General features: G+C 69.9%; 10 protein-coding genes and 1 riboswitch. Of the genes, 1 reads left to right on the plus strand and 9 read right to left on the minus strand.

Going from position 1 to position 13,244, the window contains the following annotated elements:
- Positions 1-29: 29 nt before the first annotated feature.
- The 6 genes from J2847_RS23440 to thiC all read right to left on the minus strand — a co-directional run bounded on the left by J2847_RS23440 (position 30) and on the right by thiC (position 9,467).
- Entirely contained in the window at positions 30-3,017 is a 2,988-nt protein-coding gene (locus J2847_RS23440; RefSeq protein WP_209781216.1) for an ATP-binding protein, read from the minus strand.
- A 356-nt stretch (positions 3,018-3,373) separates the two neighbouring features.
- Entirely contained in the window at positions 3,374-3,592 is a 219-nt protein-coding gene (locus J2847_RS23445) for a DUF1127 domain-containing protein (RefSeq protein WP_209781217.1), read from the minus strand.
- A 242-nt stretch (positions 3,593-3,834) separates the two neighbouring features.
- Positions 3,835-4,800, minus strand: coding sequence for a class II fructose-bisphosphatase (gene glpX, locus J2847_RS23450; protein WP_085557293.1), 966 nt, complete (start codon positions 4,798-4,800; stop codon positions 3,835-3,837).
- A gap of 98 nt (positions 4,801-4,898) precedes the next feature.
- Positions 4,899-6,197, minus strand: a complete 1,299-nt coding sequence (locus J2847_RS23455) for a homoserine dehydrogenase (protein WP_209781218.1) — start codon at positions 6,195-6,197, stop codon at positions 4,899-4,901.
- On the minus strand, positions 6,197-7,471 hold the full coding sequence (locus J2847_RS23460; protein WP_209781219.1) for an LL-diaminopimelate aminotransferase: 1,275 nt from the start codon (positions 7,469-7,471) through the stop codon (positions 6,197-6,199). Before J2847_RS23460 ends, J2847_RS23455 begins: the two co-directional genes overlap by 1 nt.
- Before the next feature lie 241 nt (positions 7,472-7,712).
- The gene (thiC, locus tag J2847_RS23465) at positions 7,713-9,467 is read right to left on the minus strand and encodes a phosphomethylpyrimidine synthase ThiC (protein WP_411800646.1); all 1,755 of its coding nucleotides are present in this window, start codon (positions 9,465-9,467) and stop codon (positions 7,713-7,715) included.
- Between the two features lie 104 nt (positions 9,468-9,571).
- A riboswitch (TPP riboswitch) is annotated at positions 9,572-9,703 on the minus strand.
- Between the two features lie 99 nt (positions 9,704-9,802).
- On the opposite strand from thiC, the gene J2847_RS23470 reads away from it, so the two are divergent.
- Positions 9,803-10,738, plus strand: coding sequence for a DMT family transporter (locus tag J2847_RS23470; RefSeq protein WP_209781220.1), 936 nt, complete (start codon positions 9,803-9,805; stop codon positions 10,736-10,738).
- A 39-nt stretch (positions 10,739-10,777) separates the two neighbouring features.
- Here the strand turns inward: J2847_RS23470 and J2847_RS23475 are convergent, their stop codons facing one another.
- The 3 genes from J2847_RS23475 to argB are packed head-to-tail and all read right to left on the minus strand — an operon-like array spanning position 10,778 to position 13,065.
- On the minus strand, positions 10,778-11,761 hold the full coding sequence (locus J2847_RS23475) for a CorA family divalent cation transporter (RefSeq protein WP_209781221.1): 984 nt from the start codon (positions 11,759-11,761) through the stop codon (positions 10,778-10,780).
- A gap of 60 nt (positions 11,762-11,821) precedes the next feature.
- A complete protein-coding gene (locus J2847_RS23480) occupies positions 11,822-12,115 on the minus strand; it encodes a hypothetical protein (protein ID WP_209781222.1) in 294 nt (97 codons plus the stop codon).
- A gap of 50 nt (positions 12,116-12,165) precedes the next feature.
- Complete coding sequence (argB, locus tag J2847_RS23485) at positions 12,166-13,065, minus strand: acetylglutamate kinase (RefSeq protein ID WP_209781223.1); 900 nt, start codon at positions 13,063-13,065, stop codon at positions 12,166-12,168.
- Positions 13,066-13,244: the final 179 nt, after the last annotated feature.

Raw genomic sequence — 13,244 nt, forward strand, 5'->3', positions numbered from 1 at the left:
CGAAGGTCCGTGCCGCCGGGCCTCTCTCCCTAAGCCCGTGCCGCCATCGGCCGTGCGGAGTCGCGCGCGCCGTCCCCCGCATCGAACAGGCGCTCGACCTCGGCCCAGAGCTGGCGCGGCGTCACCGGCTTGTGGATCACCGGCACCTGATGGGCGGCGGCGTCGAGCAGGGCGTCCGCCCCGGTCTCCCCGGTCAGGATCACCGCCGGCAGGTCGGCGCCGTAGCGCTCGCGCACCCGGCGCACCACCTCGGTCCCCACCCGCCCCTCGCGCAGACGGTAATCGGCGATGAGGATGTCGGGCCGCTCGTTCTGCGCCGCCAGCCGTTCCATCGCCTGATCGGCGCTGTCGGCGGCCAACACCCGGTAGCCCCACTCCGTCAGCACCGTCCGCAGGCCGAGCAGCACCACCGCGTCGTCATCGACCAGCACCGCCAGCCGCCCCCGCCCGTCCGGCGCCGCGACCGGCGTCTCGGCGACCGCCGGCTTCGGTTCGGCCAGCGGCACCAGCACGCGGAAGGCGGAACCCCGGCCATGCACCGAGCGCACCTCCACCGGATGGTCGAGCAGGTGCGACAGCCGCCGCACGATGGCGAGCCCGAGCCCGAGCCCCTGGGTGCGGTCGCGCTCCGGGTTGCCGACCTGGTGGAACTCCTCGAAGATGCGCTCCAGATGCTCGTCGGGGATGCCGATGCCGGTGTCCTGCACCTCGATGGCGAGACGGTCGCCCTCGACCCGGCAGCGGACCCGGATCATGCCGGCCTGGGTGTAGCGCAGCGCGTTGTCCACCAGATTGCGCACCAGCCGGGTCAGCAGGGTGCGGTCGCTGCGCACCGCGCGCTCGCCGCAGCCCTCGACCCGCCAGCCCAGCGCCTTCTCGGCGGCGAGCGGTGCGTAGGCGGCGTCGATGACGTCCATGATCTCCGACGATGGGAAACTCTCCAGCTCCGGCACGATCACCCCGGAATCGAGCCGCGACACGTCGAGCAGGCTGTCCAGCAACCCCTTCAGCGCGTCGAGTCCCTGGTCCATCCGGTGCAGCAGCTCGCGCGCCCGGTCGTCGGCGATGTGGCGGGCCAGCGCGGCGGAGAAGAAGAACAGCGATTGCAGCGGCTGGCGCAGGTCATGGCTGGCCGCCGCCAGGAACTTCGACTTGCCGAGGTTGGCCCGCTCGGCCTCCTCCTTGGCGGCGTGCAGCTCGGCCTCGATCACCTTGCGCTCGGAAATGTCCTCGACGATGGAGATGCGGTCGGGCTCCTCGCCGTCGGCGTTGGGCGACAGCGAGGAGGTCACCCGCACCCACACCGGCTCCCCGCTGGGGCGGAGATAGCGCTTCTCGATGGCGTAGCTGGGGATGACGCCGCTGGTCAGGTGGGTCAGCAGCACCTCCTCCCTTGCCCGGTCGGCCGGATCGGTGACGGCGGCGTCGGTCAGCTCCAGTAGTTCCTCGCGCTTGCAGCCGAGGATCGAGCAGAGCGTCGCGTTGACGTCGAGGTAGCGGCCGTCGCGGTCGAGCCGCTCGATGCCGACGGCGGCCAGCTCGAACACGGCGCGGAAACGGGCCTCGCTGCGCCGCCGCGCGGCCTCGGCCCGGCGCAGGTCGGTGACGTCCTGGAAGAAGACCGCCAGCCCCTTGCGCGAGGGAAAGGCGCGCACCGCGTACCACGCCTGCTTGGGCGGGTAGAAGGCCTCGAAGGACACCACCTCGGTGCCGGCCAGCGCCCGGCGGAAATTCATCGCGAAGACCGAATGGATCGAATCGGCGAAGGCGTCGCGCATGCGCCGCCCGGTCAGATCCTCGACGGCGCCGACCAGATCGCGGGCGCGGTCGTTCATGAAGGTGATGCGCCAGGCGCGGTCGATCTCGAACACGCCGTCGGTCGTGCTGGACAGCACCGAGGCCGCCTTGTGGGCGAGCGCGTTGGCCTCCTTCTGGTCGCGGGCCTGCCGTTCCAGTGCCTCGGCCATCGAATCGAAGGCGCGGCCGAGCATGCCGACCTCCGAGCGCCCGTCGGCCAGGCCGGTGCGGGCCGACAGGTCGCCCTCGCTCCAGCGCCGCGCCGCCGCGATCAGGGCGTAGGCCGGCCGGCGCAGGAAGCGGTCGGCGCTCCACCAGGCGGCCAGCAGCGTCAGCAGCATCACCCCGCCGATCACCCCCAGCGCGCGCAGCATCGCCCGCTCGATGGGGGCGAGCACCGCCTGCCGGTCGACCGAGACGGCGACGCCCAGCCCGTCCAGCCCCTCGCCGAGCGGCACCGCGCCGACGATGCGCGGATGGCCGTCGAAACCCCGCAGATCCAGGATCGCCGGCGCGCGCAGGTTCAGCAGCGCGTCATAGCCGTTGGGCGGCAGATGGCGGCCGACCAGCCCCGGACGCTCCGGGAATCGGGCGAGGATGGTGCCGTCGCGGTGGAACAGCAGCAGCGCGAAATTCTGCTCCAGCGGCCGGCCGGCCAAGGTGCGGGCCAGCCAGCCGAGATCGATCATGGCGCCGACCGCCCCGATGACGGTCCCCCCCGTCTCGCGGATCGGCTCCGCCACCGGCAGCGCGCCCGGTGCCACCGAACTCGACGTGGCGCGCTCGCCGGCCGGCGGCGGCACCAGTTCGCCGATGCTGAAGCGGTCGTGCCGGATGGCGCCGTCGATGTCGGAGCGGCCGGCCACCGGCAGACCGACCGCCGACGCCTCGGTGGCGCAGCGCACGACACGCTCGGGACCGGAAATCTGGAGGCGCAGGTAGGGAGGAAGGCCGGGCCGCAGCTCCTCCAGGTAATCCTGGCAATCGCGCGGAGCGCCGTCGCGGACGACCGGGGTGTGGGCGATGGCGACCAGGAGCTGGCGCACCCCCGCCATCATCCGCTCCTGCTCGGCGGCGAAGAGATGGGCCAGACGCAGGACGGTCTGGCGCGCCTCATCCTCGCGCGAGGCGCGGAGTTGCAGCTCGTTGTCGATCTCGATCACCGCCGCCGGGATCAGCGCGAGAAAGACGAGCAGCAGCAATCGATGGAGCAGGCTCATGCGGTGGAAACCTTCGCGACGGTGCCGGCCTCCGGCTTGGCCGTCGGTCATGACAGCGGCGGTCCGTTTCAATCCTTAAACGGAACCACCGTTAATATTAATGTTCTTTAACCATAACGCCGCATGCCGGTGCAAGCCTTTGAACCGGGTCTGTGCCGGTTGGACAGGCGTCGCCGAACATCACGGAATATCCGCCCGCAAAACAATGGGACCACCAAAACGCGAAAGCCCCGGCGGTCGACCGCCGGGGCTTTCGGGTGCCCGCTTGAACAAGTGGGCCAATCGCGGGACCGCTGGTCATCCGGCCGGGGCGCAGGCGCCTCCGGGCCGGATGTCGGTGCGGTCACGGCCGGTCATCAGGCGATACGGCCATGGCGAACGGCGTTGTGGATGTCGCCACGGGTCAGGCCGACGTCGGCCAGTTCCATGTCGCTCATATGGTTCAGCTCATATTCGGCGCGGTAAAGATCAGCGCGTTCCTTGACCCAATGAACAACCCGCTGAAAGAGCGAGGAACGATTTGTTTCAGCGCCGAACAATTCGCCATGCGATGAAGGAAGCGAAGAATAGCTCATGATGGTCTCCTGTACGCGGTGCCTCGTTACAGGTGAATATTTGCATGCTGCGGGTGCGAAATCAATGAGCGGGCCTTTGCATGCTTCAGGCTCCAGCCCTGCGGAAATTCGATAGAACATTCGTGGGCAAATCAACGCGGCGCTTACCAAGCCGGAAAGCGGGCATGAAAAAGGGGCGCGCGGCTGTCGCCGCGCGCCCCTGTTCCGGTGGGCTCGACGCCCCGGCGGAGACCGCCGGAGGGTCAGTTCACGCCCGGCTTGCGGTGCAGGTTGTGGTGCGCCTCGATGTAGCGCACGGTGCCCGACTTGGAGCGCATGATCACCGAGTGGGTGTAGGCGCCGCCGGGGAAGCGGCGGACGCCCTTCAGCATGGCGCCGTCGGTGACGCCGGTGGCGGCGAACATGACGTTGCCGCGCGCCAGCTCGTTCAGGCTGTACTTCTTGTTGAGATCGGTCACGCCCCACTTGGCGGCGCGGGCCTTCTCGTCGTCGTTGCGGAACAGCAGACGGCCCTGGAACTGGCCGCCGATGCAGCGCAGCGCGGCGGCCGCCAGCACGCCCTCCGGCGCGCCGCCGGAGCCGACATACATGTCGACGCCGGTGCCGGCCTGGCTGGTGGCGATGACGCCCGAGACGTCGCCGTCGTTGATCAGCATGATGCGGGCGCCGGCCTCGCGGACGCGGGCGATCAGCTCGGCGTGGCGCGGACGGTTCAGGATGCAGACCAGCAGCTCGGCGATCTCGGTGCCCTTGGCCTTGGCCAGGGCCTTGAGGTTGGTCGCCGGGGTCTCGTCGAGGTCGACGAGATTCTCCGGCAGGCCGGCGCCGACGGCGATCTTGTCCATGTAGACGTCGGGGGCGTTCAGGAAGCCGCCCTCCTCGGCCATGGCGATGACGGCCAGCGAGTTCGGGCCGCCGGTGGCGCAGATGGTGGTGCCTTCCAGCGGATCGAGCGCGATGTCCACCTTGGGACCGCGGCCGATGCCGGCGCCGACCTTCTCGCCGATGTAGAGCATCGGGGCCTCGTCGCGCTCGCCCTCGCCGATCACCACGGTGCCGTCGATGTAGAGCGTGTTCAAGGCCTGACGCATCGCGTCCACGGCGGCCTGGTCGGCGAGCTTCTCGTCGCCCCGGCCCATCAGCAGCGAGGCCGACAGGGCCGCCGCCTCGGTGACGCGGACGGCTTCGAGCGCCAGGTTCCGGTCCATGTTGGACAGATCGACATGCGTGGACATGGTGTGCTCCCCCCGACTCTTCGGTCGTATTCAGGCGGTCGTGTGGTTGTGCGAAACGGCTGCTTTTTTGATCAGAACTGTTCGATGCGGATCATGCGCGGCGGCTCGACCACGCTGTCCTGCGCGGCGATGGTGGCGAGAGCCTTCTGCATGGACGCCTCGTCGGTGTCGTGGGTGGTCAGGACCACCGGGACGGCTTCGCCCGGCGAGCGGCCGCGTTGCAGGAACTGCTCCATGGAGACGTTCTGGTCGCGCATCGCCGCGGCGATATCCGCTATCACACCGGGGCGGTCCACCACCATCAGGCGGACGTAGTACGACCCCCGACGGGCCTCCATCGGCGACGGCGCGGCGGCACCCAGCGCTTCGGCCGGAACGCCGAAGGTCGGGGTGGAGCGGCCGCGCGCGATGTCGATCAGGTCGGCGACGACGGCCGAGGCCGTCGGGCCGGCGCCGGCGCCACGGCCGACGAACAGCACGCGGTCGGCGAAGTCGGCCTGCGCCACCACGGCGTTGAACACCCCGTCGACCGAGGCGATCGGCGCCGATTTCGGCACCATGCAGGGGTGGACGCGCTGCTCGACGCCCTTGTCGGTGCGCCGGGCGATGCCGAGCAGCTTGATGCGGAAGCCGAGCTGGTCGGCGTAGTCGAAATCGACCGCCGAGACGTGGCGGATGCCCTCGATGTGGACCGAGGCGAAATCGACCGGCGTGCCGAAGGCGACCGAGGCCAGCACCGCCAGCTTGTGCGCGGCGTCGACCCCGTCGATGTCGAAGCTGGGGTCGGCCTCGGCGTAGCCCAGCGCCTGCGCGTCGGCCAGCACGTCCGCGAAGTCGCGGCCGGTGGTGCGCATCTCGGTCAGGATGTAGTTGCAGGTGCCGTTGAGGATGCCGTGGATCTCGGTCACCCGGTTGGCGGCCAGCCCCTCGCGCAGCCCCTTGATGATGGGGATGCCGCCGGCGACTGCCGCCTCGAAGGCGACGGTCAGGCCCTTGCCCTCGGCCTTCAGCGCGATCCCGGTGCCGTGGACGGCGAGCAGCGCCTTGTTGGCGGTGACGACGTGCTTGCCGGTCTCCAGCGCGGTGGCGACGGTGTCGCGCGCCGGGCCTTCCGAGCCGCCGATCAGCTCGACGACCAGCTCGGCCTCGGGATCGGCGGCGAGCGCCACCGGGTCGTCGTACCAGCGCAGCGCCGACAGGTCGACGCCGCGGTCCTTGCCCTTCGAGCGGGCGCTGACCGCGACCACCTCGATGCGGCGGCCGCAGCGCTGTTCGATCAGGTCGGCCTGGGTCTCCAGGAGCTTCAGGACACCGGCGCCGACCGTGCCCAGGCCGGCGACCGCGATTTTGAGGGGAGCGGCTTTCGACATCAGGCTTTCGCTTTCTCGGATTCCAGAAGGGCGGCGCGGGCCGCCGGGTCCTTGCTCGCCGCCACGCCACCGGCGTTGGAACGGAAGAACTCCTTGATGTTGCGGGTCGCCTGGCGGATGCGGTGGACGTTCTCCACCATCGCCAGACGGACATGGCCGTCGCCGTACTCGCCGAAGCCGATGCCGGGTGCGACCGCGACCTCGGCCTGCTGGAGCAGCAGCTTGGAGAATTCCAGCGAGCCCAGATGCGCGAACTGCGGCGGGATCGGCGCCCAGGCGAACATCGAGGCGGCCGGGACCGGCACCTCCCAGCCGGCGGCGGCCAGCCCCTCGATCATCACGTCGCGGCGCTGCTTGTACATGTCGCGCACCTGCTGCACGCAGTCCTGCGGACCGTTGAGCGCGGCCGTCGCGGCGACCTGGATCGGCGTGAAGGCGCCGTAGTCGAGGTAGGACTTGATGCGGGCGAGCGCGGTGATCAGCGTCTTGTTGCCGGTCGCGAAGCCGATGCGCCAGCCGGCCATCGAATAGGTCTTCGACATCGAGGTGAATTCGACGGCGATCTCGCGGGCCTCGGGGATCTCCAGGATCGACGGCGGCGGGTTGCCGTCGAAGAAGATCTCGGCGTAGGCGAGGTCGGACAGGATGTAGATGCCGTGCTTGCGGCAGAACTCGACGATCGGCCGGTAGAAGTCGAGCCCGACCACCTCGGCCGTCGGGTTCGACGGGTAGTTCAGGACCAGCGCCAGCGGCTTGGGCACGCTGTGGCGCACGGCGCGCTCCAGCATGACCATGAAGCTGTCGATGTCGGTCGAGGCGCCGTTCTCCATGCCCACCGGCAGGTGGCGCACCGAGGCGCCGGCCAGGATGAAGCCGAAGGGATGGATCGGGTAGCTCGGGTTCGGCACCAGGATGATGTCGCCCGGGCTGGTGATCGCCTGGGCGAGGTTGGCCAGCCCCTCCTTCGACCCGATGGTGACGATGGTCTCGGTCTCGGGGTCGATGTCGACGTTGAAGCGGCGCTTGTAGTAGGCCGCGTGCGCCTTGCGCAGGCCGGGGATGCCGCGCGAGTTCGAGTAGCGGTGCGTCTTGGGATCGCGCACGGCCTCGACCAGCTTGTCGACGATGTGCTGCGGGGTCGCCTGGTCGGGGTTGCCCATGCCGAGGTCGATGATATCAGCGCCGTTAGCTCGGGCTCGGGCCTTCATGGCGTTCACTTCGGCGAACACGTAGGGCGGGAGGCGCTTGATGCGATGAAATTCGGCGTTGGACATGGGACGCTCCGGAAAATCGATCCGGTCGCGCCGTCAACCCTATGGATCCTGCGGACCGGGACACACCTTCTACCGCCGGGGCGCGGCGGATGCGAGGCAAATCTCGCGCGGCGGACGGCCTTGCCCGCCCCCGCTCCACCGAGCCCCCGCTTTGCGCGGGGAAGGGGCCGCCGCCGGCCGCCGCGCGGCCGCCGACGGGGCTCCGGCCCCCTCCCCGTCCCCCTCGTTCCGCCGGCCGCCCTCACTCCGCCGGCTGGTAGATCTCCCCGCCCGAGGCGCGGAACCTCTCCGACATCTCGGTCATGCCCGACTCCGCCGCGTCGCGGATCTCCTGGGTGATCTTCATCGAGCAGAATTTCGGCCCGCACATCGAGCAGAAATGCGCGGTCTTCGCCCCCTCCGCCGGCAGGGTCTCGTCGTGGTAGGCCATCGCCGTGTCGGGATCGAGCGCCAGCGCGAACTGGTCGCGCCAGCGGAAGGAGAAGCGCGCCCGCGACATGGCGTCGTCGCGCAAGCGCGCCGCCGGGTGGCCCTTCGCCAGATCGGCGGCGTGGGCGGCGATCTTGTAGGCGATCACCCCGGCCTTCACGTCGTCGCGGTCGGGCAGGCCCAGATGCTCCTTCGGCGTGACGTAGCAGAGCATCGCCGTGCCGAACCAGCCGATCATCGCCGCCCCGATGGCGCTGGTGATGTGGTCGTAGCCGGGCGCGACGTCCGTCACCAGCGGCCCCAGCGTGTAGAAGGGCGCCTCGCCGCACAGCGCCAGCTGCTTGTCGACGTTGTGCTTGATCTTGTGCAGCGGCACATGGCCCGGCCCCTCGATCATCACCTGGACGTCGCGCGCCCAGGCGATCTTCGTCAGCTCGCCCAGCGTCTCCAGCTCGGCGAACTGGGCGGCGTCGTTGGCGTCGGCCTGACAGCCCGGCCGCAGGCCGTCGCCCAGCGACAGCGCCACGTCGTAGGTCCGGCAGATCTCGACGATGTCGGCGAACCGCTCGTGGAGGAAATTCTCGCGGTGGTGCGACAGGCACCATTTCGCGATGATCGAGCCGCCGCGCGAGACGATTCCCGTCACCCGCTTCGCCGTCAGCGGGATGTGGGCGAGGCGCAGGCCGGCGTGGATGGTGAAATAGTCCACCCCCTGCTCCGCCTGCTCGATCAGCGTGTCGCGGAACAGCTCCCAGGTCAGATCCTCGGCCTTGCCGCGCACCTTCTCCAGCGCCTGATAGATCGGCACCGTGCCGATGGGCACCGGGGCGTTGCGCAGGATCCATTCGCGGGTGCGGTGGATGTCGTCGCCGGTGGACAGATCCATCACCGTGTCGGCGCCCCAGCGGATCGCCCAGACCATCTTCTCCACCTCCTCCTCGATCGAGGAGGTCACCGCCGAGTTGCCGATGTTGGCGTTGATCTTGGTGAGGAAGTTGCGGCCGATGATCATCGGCTCCGATTCGGGGTGGTTGATGTTGGACGGGATGATGGCCCGGCCGCGCGCCACCTCGTCGCGCACGAATTCCGGCGTCACCAGATCGGGGATCGACGCGCCGAAATCCTCGCCGTCGCGCGCCGTTTCGGACGCTTGCGTGCGGCCGAGATTCTCGCGGATGGCGATGTACTCCATTTCCGGCGTGACGAGGCCGGCGCGGGCGTAGGCCATCTGCGTCACCGCGACGCCGGGCTTGCCGCGCAAGGGCCCGCCCTCGGCCGGCTCGACGTCCCGGCGGGCGAGGATCCAGTCGCGGCGCAGCTTGGCCAGCCCGTCGCGCACGTCGATGGACGCCGCCTCGTCGGTGTAGGGGCCGGACGCGTCGTAGACGGTCAACGGCGGCTCGCCGCCGCCCAGGCAGATCTCGCGCAGGGCGACGCGCAGGTCGGGAAAGCGGCTTCCGGCGACGAACCGCTTGCGCGAGGCGGGCAAGGGGCCGGTCGAGAGGCGGACGGCGCCCTGGTCGAAGCCCTTGGGCTCGGGGGGCTGGGTGTCGAGGTCTTTTGGCACGGGGTTTCTCCGTCTTGGCGTTGGGCGGCGGACAAACCCGGGACAAGACGGAGGCGATGGATCGCGGACGGACCGACAAATCGGCCGGATGGGACCTTGGACGGTCCGGTCGCGTGTTCCCTCCCTTCGCCGGCATGACCCGGATCAGGTTCGAAGGGTCACCACGCTGCCGGATGCGCTGACGCGCCCGGCCGTTGGTATCTCAGCCCCCTGTCGGGACCCCCCTGGAATGCGCGGGATGATGCACGGATGCACGGCTGCCGTCAAAGGAAAGCAGGGCTGATTGTCAGCCTGCGGAATTAGCATGCTCCGCAACCTGGGGAGAGCGACCGGTCATGACGGACGAAGCGGTGAAGGGCGGACGCTCCGCGGTCTCCCGACAGGAGGCGGTCCGCGCCGGCCCGAATCCCACGGTCTACGCGCAGCTTGCCGGCATCGTCCTGTTCTGGGGCGCCAACTGGCCGCTGATGAAGCTGGCGCTGGTGGACATCGGCCCGCTCGCCTTCTGCGCCGTGCGGCTGGTCGGGACCGCGCTCAGCGTCGCGGCGCTGGCGCCGGTCCTGCGCTTTCCCCTGCTGCCCCGGCGCGGCGAGCGGCTGATGATCGCGGTCATCGGCCTGTTGCAGGTCGGCGGCATGATGGGGCTGAGCAACATCGGGCTTCAGTTCGTCTCGCCGGGCCGCGCCTCGGTGCTGGCCTACACCATGCAGATGTGGGCGCTGCCGCTCGGCCTGCTGCTGCTGGGCGAGCGGATCACCCGGCGCCGCGCCGCGGCGGCGCTGCTGACCTTCGCCGGGGTGGTCGTCTTCTTCAACCCGGCGCTGGTGAACTGGAGCGACCCCAACGCGCTGATCGGCAACGGCCTGCTGATCGGCTGCGCGGTCAGCTGGGCGCTCGGCGCCACGCTCTACCGCCGCCGGGTGTGGCGGACACCCTTCTGGACCCAGACCTTCTGGCAGATCGCCGCCAGCGCGGTCGTCATGGTGCCGCTGGCGCTGCTCACCGAATCGGGCCATCCGGTCCACTGGTCGGGCTCGCTGCTGGCGGTCATCGCCTACAACTGCCTGATCGCCACCGGACTCTGCTACTGGTGGTGGGGCAAGGCGCTGTCGGTCATGCCGGCCAGCCAGGCCGGGCAGATCGTCTGCCTCGTGCCGGTCACCGCGCTTCTGCTGAGCGCCGCCTTCTACAACGAGCCGCTGAACCTGGGCGTGCTGCTGAGCGTGGCGCTGATCGGCGGCGGCATCGTGCTGTCGGCCCGGGTGCGCTGATGGCCCGGGTGCGCTGATCCGGTCTTGCCGGCGGCGGCGCTACAGCCAGCGGCGCAGCCGGACGAAGATCATCGGCAGCAGCGCCGACAGCAGCATCAGCAGCAGCGCCGACGGGTAGGCCGCCGGTTCGTCCATGTCCGGCATCGCCGTGAAGTTCATGCCGCAGATGCTCGCGACCAGGGTCGGCGGGAACAGCAGCACGGTGATGATCGAGACGATCTTCACGATCTCGTTCTGCTCGACGTTGATGCGGCCGAGCGCGGTGTCGAGCAGCAGCGCCACCTTGCCGGCCAGGAAGCCGGCGTACTCGTCCAGCCCGGCGACGTCCTGGCGGGCGGTGCGCGCCCAGCGCCGGGTCGCCTTGCCGGCGTTCCAGCCCTCGTCGCGGCCCAGGAAGTCCATCATGCGGGTCAGGCTGGCGAGGCTGACGCGGGCCTTGCCGATCAGGTGGCCGGCGTGGCCGATGCGCTTGAGCGTCTGGGTGTCGTCCAGCGTCTCGCCGCGCGAGCGCAGCTTGCGCCCGCGGAAGGCGCGGCGGTTGATGGCGTCCAGCTCGATCCCGGTGCGGCGCAGGACGCCGGCGGTGCGGTCCACCATGCCCTCGACCAGCGCCGCCAGCACCGCCTCGCCCTTGGTGATGGGAAGCTCGGCGTGGCTGGCGCGGCGGCGGAAGGCCAGGAAGGGCTGCGGGTCGATGTGGTGGATGGTGACCAGCCGCCGACCGGCCAGCACGAAGGTGACGACGGCGATGCGCGGCTCGTCGGTGTCGGCCCAGACCAGGGCGGTGACCGTCATCGACAGAATGCCGTTCGCCACGCGCAGGCGGCTCGACTCCTCGATCTCGGCCATCTGCTCGCGGGTCGGCAGAGGCGCGCCGATGAGCGCCTCGGCGCGGACCAACTCGTCCGGGGTCGGGTTCAGCAGGTCGAGCCAGACCGTGTTGCGGGGCACGGGACCGGGGGCGCCGTCGGCCTCCTTGGCCCAGCGCAGGAGGCCGCCGTCGTTGACGAAGACGTGCAGCACGGGGCGGCTCCTTCCGGCATGGCGGCTGTGGGGAGGTTGGGGTCGGGGGCGGAGGTGGCTCTACGTCACCCGCCCGCCGCGCCGGGGCTTCGCCGGAACGGCCGGCGTCTCAGCCTTGGGCACCTCGAGGTCGAGCGCCCCGCCCTCCTCCTTCAGCGCCTGTTCCAGCTTGCGGCGGAAGGCGCCGCCGTCGTCGCGGCCGTCCAGGAAATGGCCGACCGCCTGCCGGGCGCTGTCGCTGTCGTAGGGGACCTTGCCGAACACCGCCAGCTTGGCGCGCTCCACCAGCTTGGGATCCATCTTTTCCCGGATGGCCCTGATCTGGCGGAGCAGTTCCTTGCGCGGATCGGACATGGCGGACCGTCTCCCTTTCCCGTCGAACGCCGTCCCCGCTATATGGGGCGTCAGGCCCGGCCGATCAGGGTGCCGGCGCCGCCCTCGGTGAAGATCTCCAGCAGCAGGGCGTGCGGCACCCGGCCGTCGAGGATCACCGCCGCGTCGACTCCCTGCTCGACGGCGCCGATGCAGGTCTCGATCTTCGGGATCATGCCGCCCGACGCGGTGCCGTCGGCGATCGCCGCCTGCGCCGTCTCCAGCGACATCCTCTCGATGAGGGTCTTGTTCTTGTCGAGCACCCCGGCGACGTCGGTCAGCAGGAAGAAGCGCGTCGCCTTCACCGCCGCGGCGACGGCGCCCGCCGCCGTGTCGGCGTTGATGTTGTAGGTGTCGCCCTTCTCGTCGAAGCCGACCGGCGCGATCACCGGGATGATGTCCGACTTCGCCAGCGCGTTCAGGATCTCCGGGTTGACCTTGTGCGGCTCGCCGACGAAGCCCAGGTCCAGCACGCTTTCGATGTTGCTGTCGGGGTCGCGCTGCACGCGCTCCAGCCGGCGGGCGGTGATCAGGTTGCTGTCCTTGCCCGACAGGCCGACGGCGCGGCCGCCGGCGCTGTTGATGGCGGCGACGATCTGCTTGTTGATCGAGCCGGCCAGCACCATCTCGACGACCTCGACCGTCTCCTTGTCGGTGACGCGCAGGCCGTCGATGAAGCTCGACTTGATCTTCAGCCGGTCCAGCATCTGGCCGATCTGCGGGCCGCCGCCATGGACGACCACCGGGTTGATGCCGACCTGCTTCATCAGCACGATGTCCTGGGCGAACAGCGCGGCGAGGCTGGCGTCACCCATGGCGTGGCCGCCGTACTTGATGACGAAGGTGCTTCCGGCGTAGCGGCGCATGTAGGGCAGCGCTTCGGACAGGGTGCGGGCCTTGGCGAGCCACTCGTCACGGGTCGTGTTCTGCACGGGATGTGCCCTTCGTCGGGATGGACTGTGGCGCTTCTTTAACGGAAAGCGGACGCCGTTGCCTAGGGGACTTTTGCGGGGCTTCCACGGCGGGGTTTCCATGGCCGTCCCGCATCCGGAACCTTACGGATGGACCGGCGGTTGAGGGCGCGCGACACGCCCGCCCCCGCCGAAAAGCC

The organism is Azospirillum agricola, assembly GCF_017876095.1.
GTDB classification, from domain to species: Bacteria; Pseudomonadota; Alphaproteobacteria; order Azospirillales; family Azospirillaceae; genus Azospirillum; species Azospirillum agricola.